The organism is Nonomuraea sp. NPDC051941 (assembly GCF_044593615.1).
The window spans coordinates 22,507-39,159 of sequence record NZ_JBIUCF010000015.1 but is presented as its reverse complement, the minus strand read 5'-3'; the positions used below and the strand labels follow the sequence as shown (position 1 = coordinate 39,159).

Below are 16,653 nucleotides of genomic sequence, written 5' to 3'. Positions count from 1 at the left end.
GACAAGCGGTCCATGTCCGAGCTCACGCTGCTGCTGATCCGGCTCGCCTTCCTGGCGGTGCTGTGGTTCTTCGTCATTGCCGCAGTCGGCGTGATCCGGACTGACTTGTTCGGTTCACGCACGGCTCCCGCGGGTCCACGCAAAGGCGTGAAACCCACCAAACCGGCGGCGAAGCCCAAGAACAAAAAGGGCGAGCCACGCCAGCTCATCGTTACCGGTGGCCCCTTGCAGGGCACCACCATTAACCTCACGGAGACGCCCATCACCATTGGCCGGGCCAATGACGCCACGCTGGTAGTCACCGACGACTACGCTTCCAGCCGGCATGCCCGGCTCTTTCCCCAGGACGGTCAATGGATCGTGGAAGATCTTGGGTCCACCAACGGCACGTATCTCGACCGCTCGAAAGTCACCCGCCCGACCCCGGTGCCGCTCGGTGTTCCGATCCGCGTCGGCAAGACAGTCATTGAATTGCGCAAATGACCATCGCACTCCGCTACGCCGCCCGCTCGGACGTCGGCCTCCTCCGCGAAGGAAACGAGGACTCGGCGTACGCTAGCGGCCGCCTGCTCGCCGTCGCAGACGGTATGGGCGGGCACGCACACGGCGAGGTGGCGAGCTCAGTCGCCATCGCCGCCATGGCCTCTCTGGAAGAGGCCCAACAGGGGGGTGACCTGCTCAACGCCATCGAGGCAGCGGTACGCGACGCCAATCGCAAGCTGCACGAGATGGTGGGGCGGGATCCCAGCCTCAAAGGCATGGGCACGACTCTGACGGCCATGCTCTGGCACGGCACCCAGGTCGCTCTGGTGCACGTCGGCGACTCGCGCGCCTACCTGCTCAGGCGCGGGGAGCTCTACCAGATCACCCATGACCACACGCTGGTGCAGCAGCTCGTCGACGACGGGCGCATCACGCCGGAAGAGGCGGCCACGCATCCGCAGCGCTCGATCCTGCTGCGCGCGCTCGACGGCAGTGGTGAGGTCGATCCCGACCTGACCCTCCGCGAGGCGCAGATCGGCGACCGCTACCTGCTGTGTTCCGACGGCCTGTCGGGCGTGGTGAGCGCGGAGACGTTGCACGCCACGCTCACCAACATCGACGATCCTGAAGAGGTCGTGCGCCAGCTCATCGATCTGGCGAACAGAGGTGGCGGGCCCGACAACATCACCTGCGTGCTGGCCGACGTGGTGGAGATCACCGACGGGCAGCAGGTGCCCGCCGAGGCCGCCATCGTCGGTGCCGCCGGCATGACCCGGCTGCATGGCAACCCCCAGGAGACCCATCCGGGGCGAGCCAGCGCGGTGACCGCGCCCCAGCCGGTCCTCACCGACGACGACTTCGATGAGCCGGTCGCCGAGGCGCCCCGGCGCAGGCGTCGTCGTGTGTGGCCCGTGCTGGTCACCGTGTTCGGCATAGGCGTCGTCGCCGTCGGCGTCGGCGGTTATTTTGGATATCAGTGGACCCAGGACCAGTTCTTCGTCGGTGCTAGGGGCGACGAGGTGGTCGTGTTCCAGGGGGTCCAGAGAGAACTGGGCCCCTTCCAGCTCTTCAAGGTCTCCAAGGCCACAGGCCGGCAGCTCTCCAAGCTGTCCGATGCCGACCAGGCGCTGATCAAGGGCGGCATTCCGGTCACCAATGTCGACGAGGGCATGACGAAGATCAACGCTTTGAAGTTCGCCCAGGAGGACGACAAGGGCAGCAGCGACACCCCCGCCACGACCGCCAGCTCGTCGCCCACGCCATCCGTGAGCGCGACCAAGACGAAGCAACGGTAAATGAGCGAAGTCGCAGATTCCCCCGTCCCGATGCCGGCCAAGCGCCGCATGGCCCAGCTCGTCATGCTCGCTCTGGCGGTGCTGATCGTCATGGGGGCCTACGCCAACGTGGGCCTGGCGGTGGACGGCAAGGTCCCCGCGGGCATGCTGGCGTACGGACTGGGTCTGGGCGGCCTGATGCTGGCCGCCTACCTCGTGCTGGCGAAGTTCGCCCCCTGGGCCGACCCCCTGATCCTGCCGCTGGTGACCCTGATCAACGGTCTCGGCCTGGTGATGATCTACCGGTTGGAGGCCGCCAAGATGGGCGGCGCGTCCACCACCAACCAGATCATGTGGACGGGTCTCGGCGTCGTCATGTTCTCGATCACCCTGATCGTGCTGCGTGACCACCGCATGCTCCAGCGCATGACCTACACCGCGGGCGCCGTCGGCCTGGTCCTGCTCGCCATCCCCGCGCTGCTGCCCGGCAGCCTCAGCGAGGTGCAGGGCGCCAAGATCTGGATCCGCATCGGCGGCTTCTCCATCCAGCCGGGCGAGTTCGCCAAGCTGGCGCTGGTCGTCTTCTTCGCCGGCTATCTGGTGGCCAAGCGCGACGTGCTGGCGCTGGCCGGGCGGCGGCTGCTCTTCATCGACCTGCCCAGGGCCAGGGACCTCGGCCCCGTCCTCATCACCTGGGGGCTCAGCCTGCTCGTCCTGGTCTTCGAGAAGGACCTGGGCACCTCGCTGCTGCTGTTCGGGACGTTCATCGCGATGCTCTACATCGCGACCCAGCGCACCTCTTGGGTGCTGATCGGCGTGCTCCTCTTCGTCGGCGGCGCCTTCCTCGCCGGGCAAGTCTTCGACCACGTCGGCGCCCGCTTCGACGCCTGGCTCGATCCGAGCAACCCGATCTACTACGGCAACGACCCCGTCTGCCTGAAGGATCCGCCGGGCGACCCGATGTGCAGCAAGAGCTTCCAGATCATGCAGGGCCTGTTCGGGTTCGGCGCGGGCGGCATCCTGGGCACGGGGCTCGGCGAGGGCAACCCCCAGCTGATCCCGCTGTCGTTCTCCGACTTCATCTTCGCCGCGACCGGCGAGGAGCTGGGCCTGACCGGCCTGATGGCGCTGCTCATGATGTACGCCCTGCTGGTCGAGCGCGGCCTGCGCACCTCGCTGGCGGCCCGCGACCCGTTCTCCAAGCTCCTGGCGGGCGGCCTGTCGTTCATCCTGGCCTGGCAGGTCTTCATCATCGTCGGCGGTGTGACGAATCTCATCCCCCTGACCGGCCTGGTCACCCCGTTCATGTCCCAGGGTGGCTCGGCGTTGCTGGCTAACTGGATCCTTATCGCGCTATTGGTACGCATGTCAGATGCGGCCCGGCGGCCTCCGCCCCAGGCGATCCAGAACGAAGGACTGACGCAGGTGTTCCAGCGATGAACAGCACTCTGAAGCGCGTGGCGGTGGCCTGCCTGGCCATGTTCGCGCTCCTGATGATCAACGTGAACTACCTGCAGGCGGTGAAGGCGGAGAACCTGCGCGGCGACGCCCGCAACACCCGCAACTTCTACGAGCGCTACGCCATCGAGCGCGGCCGGATCACGGCGGGCGGCAAGGTGCTCGCGCAGTCCGTCGAGACCAAGGACCCCCGGTTCAGGTTCCTCAGGCAATACCCCGAGGCCAGGCTCTACGCCCACGTCACCGGCTTCTTCTCGCCGGAGAGCGAGAGCGCCGTCGAGAGGTCCGAGAACCAGCTGCTCAACGGCTCCAGCGCCGACCTGCTGCTGCGGCGGAGCATCGACCTGTTCACCGGCGAGCCGACCAGGGGCGCCAACGTCGATCTCACGATCAACCCCAAGGCGCAGAAGGCGGCCTACGACGCGCTGCGGCAGAGCGGCAAGCGCGGCGCGCTCGTGGCGCTCGACCCGAAGACGGGCGGGATCCTGGCGATGGTCTCGCTGCCCACCTACGACCCGACCGAGCTGTCCGGCACCGACAAGGGCAAGGTCTTCCCCCGCTTCGACGAGCTGGCCAAGGAGAAGGGCCAGCCGCTGCTCAACCGCACGATCGCGCAGACCTACCCGCCCGGCTCGACGTTCAAGGTCGTGACCATGGCGGCCTACCTGGAGGACGACTCCTCGCGCGGGCCGCAGACCACCGTGGACGCGCCGCAGCGGCTGCCGCTGCCCAACACGAACATCAGCCTGCCCAACTACGGCGGCGCGGCCTGCGGCTCCGGCTCGGTCACGCTGACGTACGCGCTGGAGAAGTCCTGCAACACGCCGTTCGGCAAGATCGGCATGGACCTGGGCTACGACAAGATGAAGGAGCAGACCGAGAAGTTCGGCATGGGCCAGCCGGTCGCCGTGCCGATGTCGGTCACCGCCAGCGACTTCGGCCCGGAAGAGGACAAGGCGGCCCTGGCCATGGCCTCGATCGGGCAGCGCAGCAACCGCATGACCCCGATGCAGATGGCCATGATCGCCGCGGGCATCGCCAATGACGGCAAGGTGATGAAGCCGTACCTGGTCAACAAGATCACCGACGCCAAGGGCGACACGATCAACCAGGCCGACCCCGAGGAGCTGTCGGAAGCGGTCAGCTCCGAGACGGCGGGCAAGCTGCGTGAGATGATGGTCAGCGTCGTCCAGAACGGCACCGCAAACCTGGCGCAGGTCCCAGGCGTCCAAGTAGCGGGTAAGACGGGCACCGCGGAGACGGCCGACGGCCAGCCACCGCATGCCTGGTTCATCTCCTTCGCGCCTGCCGAGGACCCGAAGGTGGCCCTGGCGGTCATCGTCGAGTCCGGTGCTGCCAACGTCGGTGCGGAGGCGACCGGCGGCCACACCGCCGCGCCGATCGCAAAGGCCGTGCTGGAGGCGGTGCTGAACAAGTGAGTGACGGTAACCTGCTGGGTCATGCGGCTCCGTAACCGCTATCTCCTGATCTCCCGCATCGCCACAGGCGGTATGGGGGAGGTCTGGCGCGCCCGTGACGAGTTGCTCGGGCGCGAGGTGGCGGTGAAGATCCTGCGCAGCCACATCTACGCCGACCCCACTTTCCGTGAGCGGTTCAGGAACGAGGCGCGCATCACCGCGGCCCTGGCCGACCCGGGAGTGGCGCAGATCTTCGACTACGGCGAGCAGAGCGACCTGGCCTATCTCGTGATGGAGCTGGTGCACGGCGAGCCGCTGTCGGCGATCCTGGCGCGCAACCGCTCCATCGGGCCCGAGGTGACGCTGGACGTGGTGGGCCAGACGGCCAAGGCGCTGCACGCCGCGCACACCTCCGGGATCATCCACCGCGACATCAAGCCGGGAAACCTGCTGGTCACCTCAGAGGGGACCATCAAGGTCACGGACTTCGGCATCGCGCGGGCCCTGGAGGCGGCTCCGGTCACGCAGACGGGCACGGTGCTGGGCACGGCCCAGTACGTCAGCCCCGAGCAGGCCCAGGGGTTCCCGCTCACTCCCGCGACCGACCTCTACTCGCTGGGCGTGGTGGCCTACGAGTGTCTGGCCGGGCGCACGCCGTTCCGCGGCGACAGCCAGGTGGCGATCGCGCTGCAGCACCTCAACGAGCACCCGCCGCCCCTCGGGGTGGACGTGCCCGCGCCGGTGCGCGAGCTGGTCATGTCGCTGCTGTCGAAGGACCCCGCGCGGCGCCCGGCCTCGGCGCTGGAGGTGGCCGACCGGGCCTACCTGCTGCGCGAGTCGCTGGCCAGCGCCGAGCAGGGCGCCGACCTCAGCATGCTCACCGACCCGGGAGGCTTCCGGGTACGCGAGCCGGCTCCGGAGGACGAGCAGGAGACGGACCACCTCCACTCGGCCACCACGCCGCAGGAGCCGGCCGTGGGAAAGCGCCACAGGAGGACGCTGGCCCTGGTGGCCACCGCGGGCTGCGCGGCCGCGGTCGGGCTCAGCGCCATCACGTTCGCCGACCGGCAGCCCACGCAGCCCACGCCGGACGTGGCCGAGCCGACCAGGTCGGCGGTGGCGCCGCCGGACCGGGCGACACCCTTGCCCACGAAAAGACGTACCAAGCGGCCTTCCGTGGTTCCGGTGAAGTCACCGAGGCCTATACCCTCGCGGTCAGCTACGGTAAGCAAGTCGGCAACACCCACCAAGAAGCCGACACCGAAACCGACCCCGACCACCCGTACCCCTACGCCCACACCGACCCCAACGCCCACCACTACACCCAAAACTCCGACACCCACCGCCTCGCCGGACCCGGGTGATACAAACCCGCCCAAGGAGGAGACGTGATGCGCTTTGGGGTCGATGATGGACACCGGCGGCCCCCCGAGCAGGCCGGTACCCAAGATGAACGGTAAGGGACAGTGCAGGAAATGACTCAGCCTCGGCTACTCGGAGGTCGCTACGAGCTCGACGGTGTCGTCGGGCGCGGCGGCATGGCCGAGGTGTATCGTGCCCGAGACATCCGGCTGGACCGCATAGTCGCGATCAAAACCCTCCGGTCCGACCTGGCGCGCGATCACACCTTCCAGGCCCGCTTCCGCCGCGAGGCACAATCGGCCGCCTCTCTGAACCACCCGGCCGTCGTCGCGGTCTACGACACCGGCGAAGACGGTACCGAAGGCACCCCCGTGCCGTACATCGTGATGGAGTACGTCGACGGCCGGACGCTGCGCGACCTGCTGCGCCAGGACCGGCGGTTGCTGCCGGAGCGCGCGGTCGAGCTGGTCGACGGCATCCTGCGAGCCCTCGACTACAGCCACCGCGGCGGCATCGTGCACCGCGACATCAAGCCGGCCAACGTGATGATCACGCGCGCCGGCGACGTCAAGGTGATGGACTTCGGCATCGCGCGCGCGATGGCCGACTCCGCGGCCACGATGACGCAGACGGCGCAGGTGATCGGCACCGCCCAGTACCTGTCTCCCGAGCAGGCGCGGGGCGAGCGGGTCGACGCGCGCAGCGACATCTACTCCACCGGTTGCCTGCTCTACGAGCTGCTGACCGGGCAGCCACCGTTCACCGGCGACTCTCCCGTCGCGATCGCCTACCAGCACGTGCGCGAGGACCCGATCCCGCCGTCGCAGATCGACCGCGACATCCCCCCGTGGGCCGACGCGATCGTGCTCAAGGCCATGGCCAAGGACCCTGCCCACCGCTACCAGAGCGCGGGCGAGATGCGGGCCGACATCCAGCGGGCGATGTCCGGGATGCCGACCGACGCCCAGACGATGGCCATGAACGGCAACTTCAACCAGGGCACGCGGATGATGACCGCGACCCAGGCGGGACAGGGCCCGGCCACGCAGCGCACCACCGCGGTCCCACCCTACGAGTACGACGAGGGTGGCAGTGGCGGCGGCGGCCGTGGCGGGCGGCGCAGGGCGAGCGGCGGCGGGAACAACGCCGTCAAGACCGCGCTGTGGATCATCGTCCCGCTGGCGATCATCGGTGCGTTCATCGGGGTCGGCTACTCGGTGTTCGGGTCGAAGGGCACTCCGGCCGCCACGCAGGTCACGATCCCGTCGCTGGCCAGCCAGGAGCGCGCGTACGCGGAAGAGCAGCTCAAGAACCTCGGGCTCACCGTCCAGGTGGTGCAGGAGTCCAGCGACGACGTCGACAAGGGCAGCGTCATCAAGACCGACCCTCCCGAGAACTCCAAGGTCGACAAGGGCTCCCCGGTCAAGCTGGTCATCTCGAAGGGCCCGGAGAAGGTCAAGGTGCCCGACGGCCTCATCGGCCAATCGCAGGAAGACGCCATGAAGACGCTGGAGGACGCGGGCCTGCGCGGCACGGTCAAGACCAAGATCTCCAGCAAGTCGCAGGGCACGGTCATCGACACCAGTCCCAAGGCCGGCGAGGCGATCGAGAAGGGCGGCGCGGTCACCCTCTACGTGCCCAAGGAGCTCGGTGAGGTGCCCAGCGTGATCGGACTCACGGAGGCGGACGCCAAGGCCCAGATCAAGGCCGCCGGCTTCAAGTCCAGGGTCGTCCCGCAGCCGAACGAGCAGCCCGAGGGCACGGTCATCCAGCAGAACCCGGGTGAGGGCGCCAAGCAGGCACCGGGCACGACCATCACGATCGTGGTGTCCACAGGTCCCGGCCTGGACACGAACAACCCGCAGCCCACCACGGAAGCGCCGACGGACACGCCCACGGACGACCAGACGGACTTCCCGTCCGACGGCGACGAGCCGACCGACGACAACCCGATCGGTGACGACGGCCTCGGAGGCAACGGCAACTGAGACATGAAGAAGGGCCGCCCGGGAACGGGCGGCCCTTCTTCATGTCGTCGCTGACACAAGAACGCCCCCGCCGCTCGGGGGCAACGGCGGGGACGTTCACTTGGTAGTCGCTCGCCGGGGGACATTTGTTACAAGATTCCTCGCAGCCAATTCTGGAGCAGCCGGTGGCCGTGCTCCGACAGCACGGACTCGGGGTGGAACTGGATGCCCTCGATGGGCGCCTCACGGTGGCGCAGGCCCATGATGACGCCGTCACCGGTGCGGGCGGTCACGTCGAGCACGTCGGGGACGGTCTCGGGCAGCACGGCGAGCGAATGGTAGCGGGTCATCCGCACGGGCGAGGGCAGCGTCTCGAACACGCCCTTGCCGTCGTGGGTGACGGGGCTGGTCATGCCGTGGACGAGCTCGGGCGCGCGGGACACGGTGGCGCCGTAGGCGACGGCGATGGCCTGGTGGCCGAGGCAGACGCCGAGCAGCGGCCGGCGGCTCTCGGCCGCGTGGTGAACCAGGGGCACGCTCACTCCGGCCGCCTCGGGGGTGCCCGGGCCCGGGCTGATCAGGACGCCGTCGAAGCCGTCGGCGTCGCTCACGCGTACGTCGTCGCGCGGCCGTACGTCGCAGTCGGCGCCCAGCCCGCGAAGGTACTGCACGATGGTGTGGACGAAGCTGTCGTGGTTGTCCACGACCAGCACGCGGCTCATTTCCTCACGCTCACCTCGTCGAGTGTCACCATGGGCTCGAGTAGCGGAAACACGACATACCAGAGTACGACCCCCACGGCGGCGACCATCACGGCGGCCGTCAGCAGCTTGGTCCGCGCGGTGCCGGGCAGCTTGCGCCAGAGCCAGGCGTACATGTCACTCCTCGTCCTCGGTCGCGTCCTTGAGCACCCCGTAGACGATCAGGCGCTCGGCGGCCGAGTATTCGGGGTGGCAGGTGGACAGCGTGATGAAGGCCCGGATAGGGCGGATGTCGGGCTTGCCGGGCACGGGGGCGAACACGTCGACCTCATCGGGTTTCACGATGTCCTGAGAGGTCACCCGATACGTGTACGTGGTGCCGCCGGCCTCCACGACGATCTCGTCGTCGCGTTCGAGCTCGTCGATCTCGTTGAACGGGGCCGCGTACGTGGTGCGGTGCCCCGACACCACGAAGTTGCCGACCTGGCCCGGCAGGGCGCTGTCCGGGTAGTGTCCCGGGCCCTTCTTCAGGTGCTCGGTGTCCACACCCTCGACCACGGCGTACTCGTAGTCGCGGCCCAGCTTGGGGATGCGCAGCAGCGCCATGGGCCTGCCCGGCTCGGGCTTGACCGCCTTCCGCGTCGCCAACTGGCGCTGGAGCAGCCGCTGCTGGCTCTGGGTGTACGCGCCGGTGCCCCAGAGCAGGTACGCGCAGAACAGCATCATGATCAGGCCCGCGGTGATGCTCGTCTCTCCCACGGCCCGCAGCGTGGCCCGCATGCGATCAGCGTATTCGGGTCAGAAGCCGCAACCGGGGATCGCCATGTCCCGCGCGTGGCGGCTATCCTGGACCACACTTCAATTAGGCTTACCGAAGAGCCTGTGGACGATCCGGAAGCCCAGGCCCTCAGCAGGAGTTACCAGTGCCCAAGCCCAAGGCTCGCAAGAAGGCGGTCTACACGCCGCCGCAGAGATCGCAGCAGGTCAAGGTCAGCCCCCGCTGGCTGGCACCCACGATGGTCGCGGCGTGGATCATCGGCATCCTGTGGATCGCGATCTACTACGTCGCACCACGGGCGCCCTTCCTCAGCGACCTCCAGAACTGGAACCTGCTGATCGGGTTTGTTTTCATCATCTTCGGGGTGGTGCTTTCCACCCGCTGGCGTTAGTTCTTTCCACAGCCTTTTCCACAGCCTGGGGAAGTCACACCGCGCTCATGATGGCCGACACCCTGACCATCACGAGCACTGCGAGCACGGCCAGCGCTCCCACGATCGCCAGCACCTGCCACAGGGGCTTGCTGTTCTTGGGAGCGTAGGCCAGCGCGCCCGCCAGCACCGATCCCGTGATCAGGCCGCCGATGTGGCCCGTCCAGCTGATGCCGGGCACGATGAAGGTGATCGCGAGGTTGATCGCGATGAGCGCGGCGATGCCGCGTACGTCCATGTTGAGCTTGCGCCCGACCACGAACACGGCGCCGAACAGGCCGAAGATGGCCCCTGACGCGCCGACCGTCGGCTGGTTGAGGGCATCCATCCAGAGGCTCAGCACCGAGCCGCCGATCGCGCTGATGACGTAGATCGCGAGGTAGCGGACGTGACCGAAGGCGCGCTCGAGGTAGGGGCCGACGACGTAGAGCGCCCAGCAGTTGAACAGGATGTGGAAGATGCTGCCATGCACGAACGCGACGGTGATCAGCCGGTAGAACTCGCCGAGCACGGCCACCCGCGCCGGGAACATCTCCAGCTCCGCGGTGACGCGCTCGCCGGTGAGGTATTGGGCGCCGAAGACCAGGACGTTGAGGACCAGGATGGTGTACGTCACGATCGGCGTGCGTACGACGCTGCCGCCGAAGGTGGACTTCGCCTGGCGGATGCCCTTGTTGCCCTCGGCCACGCACTCAGGGCACTGGAAGCCCACGGCGGCGTCGCGCATGCAGTCGGGGCAGATGGGGCGCTCGCACCGCTGACACCGGACCCAGGTCTCCTTCTCAGGGTGCCGGTAGCACGTGGGCACCGCCTCAGCGGGCTGCTCGGGCTGCGGGGGCGGGCTGGGCGGCTGGCTGGTCATGACCGAAAGCCTATGGCTTACACGCCCTACCCGCGTGTCCCCACCCCTCGCCCCTCACCCCGAACCCCGCCACCGACCAGCGGAACGCGGCCCGCGACTGACGGACGGCGGCTCACGGGCGGCGGACAGCGGATGGCGGACAGCGGCTGGTCGACGGCGGACGGTCGACGGCGGCTAGGCGACGGAACGCGGCGGCCCTAAGGCCCAGCGTCACCGCACGGCGACGACCACACCGCCGCACCATCGAGACGCCACACCCGCCTTCACTGCGCCGCGTCGGCGAGGTGGGGTGCGTTGGAGCCCGGCGCCATCGTGCGGCGGCCAGTGCGCTGGCTCGTTCATGGCGCCACGTCGGCCGTGTGAGCGTGTGGTGCCCGCTTGGGCTGGGGTGCCGATGTCCGCCGCTCCTGGGCGGGCAGGGCGGGCGGAGTGCCTCCTACGGGGGACGACCGGGAGGGAGGACGGCCGGGCCGAGCGCGACCGGGCCGTCCCGTCCCGAGAACGCCGCCGCAGGCGCGACCCCGAGCCGCCCGATAAGCGCCCGATGGGGGACACGGCCCCGAGGCGCCCGAGAAACGTCCGAAGGGGGATACGACCCCAAGCCGGACCAATGAGCGCCCGATGGGGATGTAGCCCCTAGCCGACCCGATAAGCGCCCGGTGGGATGGGCCCCGGGCCGGACGGATAAGCGTCCGGCGGGACGTAGCCCCGGGCCGGCCTGAGGGCCGGCCGGTGGGGGCATGGGTGGGGCCGCCCCACGGCCTTGTGGGTGGGGCGGGGGTGGGTGGTGGGTCAGGCGGGGACGCGGTCGATGGTGACGGACTCGATGACGACGTCCTCCGCCGGGCGGTCCCGGCGGTCGGTCTGGGTCTTGGCGATGGCGTCCACGACGTCCTGGCCCTCGATCACCTCACCGAAGATCGTGTGCCTGCCGTTCAGGTGCGGCGTCGGCACGACCGTGATGAAGAACTGGGATCCGTTCGTCCCCTTGCCGAAGCGGACGCCCGCGTTGGCCATGGCCAGCAGGTACGGGCGGTTGAAGTACAGCTCCGGGTGGATCTCGTCGTCGAACTCGTAGCCCGGGCCGCCGGTGCCCTGGCCGAGCGGGTCGCCGCCCTGGATCATGAATCCGGAGATCACCCGGTGGAAGATCGTCCCGTCGTAGTAGCGTGCGGTGCTCTTCTCCCCGGTGCCCGGGTGCGTCCACTCTCGCGAGCCTTCTGCGAGCTCGACGAAGTTGCGCACCGTTTTCGGGGCTCTGTTGGGGAAGAGCTCCACCTTGATTTTTCCACGATTGGTCTGCAGGTTTGCGATCAGCTTCTCAGCCACGAGACAGCCGCCCCCTCTATGTACAGGGTTAGTTCTGTGATGTTTTGAGGACTATGGCCGTAAGGCCTCCAGAGCCATCCTCCCACGGCTCGCCATGATTGAGCCGCCTTGTCCAGGGAAGGTCAGGCTCGGGGCCCCAACGACAGGGGAGGTTGTCGTGTCCCTGACAATGAAAAGACGCCGCGTGGTCATAGAGGTACCCGCCACGTGGACGGGCCGAATGAAGGCCCGGGCCGTGCGAACCGGCCACCTGATGGCGCCCGTGGCGGACCAGGCCAAGATGGCCGCCGCCCAGCGCCTCGAGGACGCCCGCTACTGGGCGGCGCCACGGATTCACTCCGCGGCGCACGGGTTCGAGGATCAGGTCGCTCCCAGGGTCAGCTCCATGCTGATCACGGCGGCCAGGAAGATCGACCCCACGCCCACGCGGTCGCGGCGATGGCCGACGCTCGTTCTGCTGACCGGCCTCGCGGTGGGGGCGATCGGTTACATGTTCTATCGCCGCAACGCCCAGCAGTGGACCGAGCACATGAAGGACTCCGCCTCCGATGCGTCACGTTGGGCCAGTGAGAAGGCCGACAGGACCGCCGAGCCTGCGGACCGGATGGCGGGCCGTGTGTCCGACAAGGCAGATGAGGCATCTCGCAAGATGTCCTGATCCGGTGCTGCCGGAAGGGGAGCGCGTCCTCGGTTGATCCCGAGGGCGCGCTTCCCGTTTCCGGACCCCCGTTGACTAACCACCAAGCGCTTGCTACAAACCCGGCATGGCGCTGTCTCCCTTAGACGACTACCCCGTCCACCAGGCCGCGCAGGTCATGCGGCACGTCGCCACCTCCGACCGCAACTTCTACGACCGCTACTACTTCAACTGCCACCCCGGCACCGACGAGCTCATGCTGATCGTCGGCCTCGGCCAGTATCCCAACCTGGGCGTCACCGACGCCTTCGCCTGCGTACGCCACGGAGACCTGCACCGCGTCGTACGGGCCTCCCGCGAGCTGGGAACCGACCGGATGAACACCGAGATCGGCCCGTTCCGCGTCGAGGTGCTCGAAGGGCTCAAGCGGCTCAGGGTGGTCCTGGAGCCGAACGAGCATGGCCTGTCCTTCGACCTGCTCTGGGAGGGCACGATCCCGGCGACGCTGGAGCCGCGGCACTTCCTGCGGTGGCAGGAGCGGGTCATGTTCGACTCGGTACGCCTGGCACAGACGGGGCGCTGGTCCGGAAATATCAGGATCGGCGAGGAGGACATACCGGTCACGCCCGACCGCTGGCAGGGCACCAGGGACCGCTCCTGGGGCATCAGACCGGTCGGCGAGCCCGAGCCGCCCGGCATCCAGACCAAGAACGCGGGCACGTTCTACTGGCTCTACACGCCCATGCAGTTCGACGACCACGCCATTCTCTGCATCATCCAGGAGGACGAGCGCGGCCGCCGGATGCTGGAGGAGGCCGTACGCGTCTGGCCCGACGGCCGCGAGGAGGAATACCTCGGCAGACCGGACTACCGCCCGGTCTACGCCCCCGGCACCCGCGACGTCGTGGAGGCCACGATCACCTTCTCGCCTCCCGGCGGCAAGCCGTTCGACGTGCGCTGCACCCCGATCCTGCCGGTGCACCTCATGGTCGGCACCGGGTACGGCCTGGAGCCGGACTGGAAGCACGGCATGTACCAGGGTGAGGGGCCGGTCGTGCAGGGCGTGACGTACCGGCTGCCCGACGACGCCGCCAGAATGTGGGGCATGGTGGACGCCGTCGGGCGCTTCGAGTACGACGGGCTCGTCGGCCACGGCCTCTACGAGTACTGGGCGCTCGGACCGCACCCGTCCTTCCCGGAATGACCTAGTCGGTCTTCTCGCAGATGATCTTCACTGCCTTGATGGCGACCGACGGCGCGTCCAGCTTCTCGCCGGGCTTCGCCGGCTGAGCCGGCTGAGCGGGCTGGGCGGGCATGGCCTGCACGCCCTCGGGCAGCTTGCCGTCCTCCGGGAGGGGTACGGTCTTGGTCACCTCCAGCATCTCGCCGTCCTCCGGGACGGGCACGGCCTTCGTCACCGCCAGCCCCTCGCCCTCCTGCGTGACGGTCCCGGCCCGGGCCCCATCCAGCGGCGGCGCCTCGCCGTCGGGAAGGGCGTCGACCTTCACCGTGTCCCTGGGCTTGAACTCGCGCACCTTGCCGTCAGGCCCGACGATCTTGTCGGCCGGGACAGCTCGCGAGAATTCGGCCACCTCGACGGTTTTGCCGTCGGCCGTCTTGCAGGTCACCTTCGCCCCGGCGGTGCCCGGGGTCTCGTCGGCCATGGCGGAGCCGGTCAGGCCGGTGATGGCGAGTACGGCGACCGCGCCGAGCAGCGCGAGACGACGCTTGAACATGGGTTCTCCTCACTGAGATCGGTCGAACGCCTCCGAGACTGGCCCGGTGTACCTGAAGTGATCCTGAAGAGGCCCTAAATGATCTTCAGGTTGGCTTTAGGTGGCCTGAGGCACCCTGGTCGGTGTGCGAGTGCTACTGGTGGAGGACGAGGAGCGGCTGGCCGACCTGGTGAAGGGCGGCCTGGCGGGCGAGGGCTTCGCCGTGGACGTGGCCCATGACGGGCGTGACGGCCTGTGGATGGCCACCGAGAACGCGTACGACGTGATCGTCCTGGACGTGATGCTGCCCAGGATGAACGGCTACGCCGTCTGCGCCAAGCTGCGCGAGGCGGGCGACTGGACGCCGATCATGATGCTCACGGCCAAGGACGGCATCTACGACGAGGCCGAGGCGCTCGACAACGGGGCCGACGACTACCTGGCCAAGCCGTTCTCGTACGTGGTGCTGCTGGCCAGGTTACGGGCGCTGGTGCGGCGGGGCGGGCGGGAGCGGCCCGTGTCGATCACCGTGGGAGACCTGGTGGTGGACCCGGCGGCGCTGAAGTGCCGCAGGGGCGAGGTGGAGATCGGGTTGACGCCCAAGGAGTTCGCGGTGCTGCACGCGCTGGCCCGCCGGTCCGGCGAGGTCGTGTCCAAGGGCGAGCTGCTGGCCCAGGCCTGGGACTTCTCCTACGACGGCGACCCGAACATCGTCGAGGTCTACATCAGCGCCCTGCGCCGCAAGATCGACACGCCTTTCGGGCGGACGACGCTCATGACGGTCCGCGGCGCGGGCTACCGGTTGGAGGCGGCATGAGCCCACTGCGCAAGGCGTCGGCCGCGCTCTCGTCCGTACGGCTGCGGGCGACCGCCGCCGCGACCCTGGTGGTGGCCCTCGCTCTGGGCCTGGCCGCGCTGGCGCTGGTGGCGGTGCTGCGCGGCACGCTGGAGAACAACGCCGACGCCGAGGCCACCAGGAAGGCCGTGGCGGCGGCGCCGTACGCGGAGACGCTGGACTTCGTGCGCGCCACGCCGCTCTCGCCCGGCGTCGCGGCACCCGCGGACACTCTCGACGAGAGCTCGATCGCCATCACCAAAGACGTGACCGAGCGGGGCAAGGCCGAGCCGCTCGCGATCGTCGGGAAGAGCGGCACCGTCCAGCTGCGCGACGGCACGACGGCCACGATCGCCGACCCCGACGTCCTGCTGACCGACGACAAGAGCGCCTCGGCCACCGAGTGGGCGGCGCCGCAGAAGTACGCCGTCGCCGGCGTCAAGGTGGCCACCGTGGGCGGCCCCGCCATGGTCTGGTCGCGCGTCCCCCTGGAGGGCACCGAGAAGGCGCTGCAGACGCTCTACGGCGCGCTGCTGCCCGGCGTGCCCGCCGTGCTGCTCGTGGTGGCCGGGATGACGTGGATCTCGGTGGGCCGCGCGCTGGCCCCCGTGGCCGCCATCCGGGCCAAGGTCGCCGACATCACGGCCCGCGACCTGCACCAGCGCGTGCCCGTACCCGGCTCGAAGGACGAGATCGCCTCCCTGGCCACCACCGTGAACGGCACCCTCGACCGCCTGGAGACGGCCGTGGACACGCACAAGCGGTTCGTCGCGGACGCGGCGCACGAGCTGCGCAGCCCCATCGCGACCCTGCGCGCCCGCCTGGAGCTGGCCGAGCCCAGCGAGCTGACCAGGGAGGCGCTGGCCGACGTCGAACGCCTGCAGTCCCTGGCCGCCGATCTGCTCATCCTGGCCAAGCTGGACGCGGGTGAGCCGCTGCGCGCGGCCGAGCTGGACCTCGGCCAGGTGGCCGCCGAGGAGTCGGTACGCGCCAGGCGGCGGCCCGAGGTGCGCCTGGAGCTGGACATCGAGCCGGACGTGGTGATGAAGGGCTCCCGGGCCCACCTCGACCGCCTGATGACGAACCTGGCCGACAACGCCGTCCGGCACGCCGCCTCCACCGTGCGGGTGCTTGTACGCGCCGAGGAGGATCAGGCCGTGCTGGAGGTGCGGGACGACGGGCCCGGGATCCCGCCGGAGCAGCGGGAGGCGGTCTTCGCCCGGTTCACCAGGCTGGACGAGGCGCGCGCCAGGGACGCGGGCGGCGCCGGGCTGGGGCTGCCGATCGCGCGGGACATCGCGCACCTGCACGGTGGCACGCTCGTGTACGCAGATTCCGGATTTATCGCCAAATTTCCCCTGAACCACTGAAGATCTGCAAACGTGTGAGTGGTTGAAGGAGGCA

Annotated in this window: 17 protein-coding genes; 11 read left to right on the top strand and 6 right to left on the bottom strand. The window is 68.9% G+C overall.

The genetic code is table 11. The features are described from left to right. Nucleotides 1-12 precede the first annotated feature (12 nt). The 6 genes from ACIHFD_RS24960 (at nt 13) to pknB (ending at nt 7,983) form a co-directional block, all read left to right on the top strand. The gene (locus ACIHFD_RS24960) at nt 13-483 is read left to right on the top strand and encodes an FHA domain-containing protein (protein WP_350732387.1); all 471 of its coding nucleotides are present in this window, start codon (nt 13-15) and stop codon (nt 481-483) included. Continuing rightward, the gene (locus ACIHFD_RS24955; protein ID WP_397368906.1) at nt 480-1,778 is read left to right on the top strand and encodes a Stp1/IreP family PP2C-type Ser/Thr phosphatase; all 1,299 of its coding nucleotides are present in this window, start codon (nt 480-482) and stop codon (nt 1,776-1,778) included. The genes ACIHFD_RS24960 and ACIHFD_RS24955 overlap by 4 nt, the downstream gene beginning before the upstream one ends. Beyond that, nucleotides 1,779-3,197, top strand: coding sequence for an FtsW/RodA/SpoVE family cell cycle protein (locus ACIHFD_RS24950; RefSeq protein WP_350732383.1), 1,419 nt, complete (start codon nt 1,779-1,781; stop codon nt 3,195-3,197). It abuts the gene before it with no gap. Continuing rightward, nucleotides 3,194-4,654, top strand: coding sequence for a peptidoglycan D,D-transpeptidase FtsI family protein (locus ACIHFD_RS24945; RefSeq protein WP_397368905.1), 1,461 nt, complete (start codon nt 3,194-3,196; stop codon nt 4,652-4,654). The genes ACIHFD_RS24950 and ACIHFD_RS24945 overlap by 4 nt, the downstream gene beginning before the upstream one ends. Before the next feature lie 21 nt (nt 4,655-4,675). Further along, the gene (locus ACIHFD_RS24940) at nt 4,676-6,025 is read left to right on the top strand and encodes a serine/threonine-protein kinase (RefSeq protein WP_397368904.1); all 1,350 of its coding nucleotides are present in this window, start codon (nt 4,676-4,678) and stop codon (nt 6,023-6,025) included. Between the two features lie 83 nt (nt 6,026-6,108). Continuing rightward, nucleotides 6,109-7,983, top strand: coding sequence for a Stk1 family PASTA domain-containing Ser/Thr kinase (pknB, locus tag ACIHFD_RS24935; RefSeq protein ID WP_397368903.1), 1,875 nt, complete (start codon nt 6,109-6,111; stop codon nt 7,981-7,983). Between the two features lie 128 nt (nt 7,984-8,111). Here the strand turns inward: pknB and ACIHFD_RS24930 are convergent, their stop codons facing one another. Genes ACIHFD_RS24930 through ACIHFD_RS24920 form a run of 3 tightly spaced genes read right to left on the bottom strand, consistent with a single transcriptional unit; the run spans nt 8,112 to nt 9,443 of the window. Continuing rightward, nucleotides 8,112-8,684 (bottom strand): gamma-glutamyl-gamma-aminobutyrate hydrolase family protein, encoded by a 573-nt coding sequence (locus ACIHFD_RS24930; protein ID WP_355203182.1) that lies wholly within the window; start codon nt 8,682-8,684, stop codon nt 8,112-8,114. Then, nucleotides 8,681-8,839 (bottom strand): hypothetical protein, encoded by a 159-nt coding sequence (locus ACIHFD_RS24925; RefSeq protein ID WP_350732374.1) that lies wholly within the window; start codon nt 8,837-8,839, stop codon nt 8,681-8,683. Before ACIHFD_RS24925 ends, ACIHFD_RS24930 begins: the two co-directional genes overlap by 4 nt. Before the next feature lies 1 nt (nt 8,840). Then, a complete protein-coding gene (locus ACIHFD_RS24920) occupies nt 8,841-9,443 on the bottom strand; it encodes a class E sortase (protein ID WP_355203187.1) in 603 nt (200 codons plus the stop codon). A 143-nt stretch (nt 9,444-9,586) separates the two neighbouring features. Here ACIHFD_RS24920 and ACIHFD_RS24915 point away from each other — a divergent pair, with 143 nt between their 5' ends. After that, entirely contained in the window at nt 9,587-9,832 is a 246-nt protein-coding gene (locus ACIHFD_RS24915) for a cell division protein CrgA (RefSeq protein ID WP_350732371.1), read from the top strand. Between the two features lie 34 nt (nt 9,833-9,866). Here ACIHFD_RS24915 and ACIHFD_RS24910 read toward each other — a convergent pair whose 3' ends face one another. Then, nucleotides 9,867-10,733, bottom strand: a complete 867-nt coding sequence (locus tag ACIHFD_RS24910; protein ID WP_397368902.1) for a rhomboid family intramembrane serine protease — start codon at nt 10,731-10,733, stop codon at nt 9,867-9,869. Nucleotides 10,734-11,525: 792 nt separating this feature from the next. Next, entirely contained in the window at nt 11,526-12,062 is a 537-nt protein-coding gene (locus ACIHFD_RS24905; RefSeq protein ID WP_364263249.1) for a peptidylprolyl isomerase, read from the bottom strand. A 220-nt stretch (nt 12,063-12,282) separates the two neighbouring features. Here ACIHFD_RS24905 and ACIHFD_RS24900 point away from each other — a divergent pair, with 220 nt between their 5' ends. Together ACIHFD_RS24900 and ACIHFD_RS24895 are read left to right on the top strand one after the other, a co-directional pair. After that, the gene (locus tag ACIHFD_RS24900; RefSeq protein ID WP_397368901.1) at nt 12,283-12,720 is read left to right on the top strand and encodes a YtxH domain-containing protein; all 438 of its coding nucleotides are present in this window, start codon (nt 12,283-12,285) and stop codon (nt 12,718-12,720) included. Nucleotides 12,721-12,826: 106 nt separating this feature from the next. After that, nucleotides 12,827-13,903 carry a hypothetical protein gene (locus ACIHFD_RS24895; RefSeq protein WP_397368900.1) on the top strand — a complete coding sequence of 359 codons (1,077 nt, stop codon included), beginning with the start codon at nt 12,827-12,829 and terminating at the stop codon, nt 13,901-13,903. A 1-nt stretch (nt 13,904) separates the two neighbouring features. Here the strand turns inward: ACIHFD_RS24895 and ACIHFD_RS24890 are convergent, their stop codons facing one another. Further along, nucleotides 13,905-14,435 (bottom strand): hypothetical protein, encoded by a 531-nt coding sequence (locus ACIHFD_RS24890; RefSeq protein WP_397368899.1) that lies wholly within the window; start codon nt 14,433-14,435, stop codon nt 13,905-13,907. A gap of 124 nt (nt 14,436-14,559) precedes the next feature. Between ACIHFD_RS24890 and ACIHFD_RS24885 the strand changes: the two genes are divergently transcribed. Together ACIHFD_RS24885 and ACIHFD_RS24880 are read left to right on the top strand one after the other, a co-directional pair. Next, nucleotides 14,560-15,231: a response regulator transcription factor gene (locus tag ACIHFD_RS24885; RefSeq protein WP_350732360.1), complete on the top strand. Its 672-nt coding sequence runs from the start codon at nt 14,560-14,562 to the stop codon at nt 15,229-15,231. Then, nucleotides 15,228-16,619: an ATP-binding protein gene (locus ACIHFD_RS24880; protein ID WP_397368898.1), complete on the top strand. Its 1,392-nt coding sequence runs from the start codon at nt 15,228-15,230 to the stop codon at nt 16,617-16,619. Before ACIHFD_RS24885 ends, ACIHFD_RS24880 begins: the two co-directional genes overlap by 4 nt. Nucleotides 16,620-16,653: the final 34 nt, after the last annotated feature.

What these genes read in the sequence shown, in the direction of transcription:
- ACIHFD_RS24960 (WP_350732387.1), top strand. Translation starts at nt 13, where the DNA reads ATGTCCGAGCTCACGCTGCTGCTGATCCGGCTCGCCTTCCTGGCGGTG.
- ACIHFD_RS24895 (WP_397368900.1), top strand. Translation starts at nt 12,827, where the DNA reads ATGGCGCTGTCTCCCTTAGACGACTACCCCGTCCACCAGGCCGCGCAG.
- ACIHFD_RS24910 (WP_397368902.1), bottom strand. Translation starts at nt 10,733, where the DNA reads ATGACCAGCCAGCCGCCCAGCCCGCCCCCGCAGCCCGAGCAGCCCGCT.
- ACIHFD_RS24900 (WP_397368901.1), top strand. Translation starts at nt 12,283, where the DNA reads ATGAAGGCCCGGGCCGTGCGAACCGGCCACCTGATGGCGCCCGTGGCG.
- pknB (WP_397368903.1), top strand. Translation starts at nt 6,109, where the DNA reads ATGACTCAGCCTCGGCTACTCGGAGGTCGCTACGAGCTCGACGGTGTC.
- ACIHFD_RS24890 (WP_397368899.1), bottom strand. Translation starts at nt 14,435, where the DNA reads ATGTTCAAGCGTCGTCTCGCGCTGCTCGGCGCGGTCGCCGTACTCGCC.
- ACIHFD_RS24950 (WP_350732383.1), top strand. Translation starts at nt 1,779, where the DNA reads ATGAGCGAAGTCGCAGATTCCCCCGTCCCGATGCCGGCCAAGCGCCGC.
- ACIHFD_RS24945 (WP_397368905.1), top strand. Translation starts at nt 3,194, where the DNA reads ATGAACAGCACTCTGAAGCGCGTGGCGGTGGCCTGCCTGGCCATGTTC.
- ACIHFD_RS24880 (WP_397368898.1), top strand. Translation starts at nt 15,228, where the DNA reads ATGAGCCCACTGCGCAAGGCGTCGGCCGCGCTCTCGTCCGTACGGCTG.
- ACIHFD_RS24920 (WP_355203187.1), bottom strand. Translation starts at nt 9,443, where the DNA reads ATGCGGGCCACGCTGCGGGCCGTGGGAGAGACGAGCATCACCGCGGGC.
- ACIHFD_RS24955 (WP_397368906.1), top strand. Translation starts at nt 480, where the DNA reads ATGACCATCGCACTCCGCTACGCCGCCCGCTCGGACGTCGGCCTCCTC.
- ACIHFD_RS24925 (WP_350732374.1), bottom strand. Translation starts at nt 8,839, where the DNA reads ATGTACGCCTGGCTCTGGCGCAAGCTGCCCGGCACCGCGCGGACCAAG.
- ACIHFD_RS24930 (WP_355203182.1), bottom strand. Translation starts at nt 8,684, where the DNA reads ATGAGCCGCGTGCTGGTCGTGGACAACCACGACAGCTTCGTCCACACC.
- ACIHFD_RS24940 (WP_397368904.1), top strand. Translation starts at nt 4,676, where the DNA reads ATGCGGCTCCGTAACCGCTATCTCCTGATCTCCCGCATCGCCACAGGC.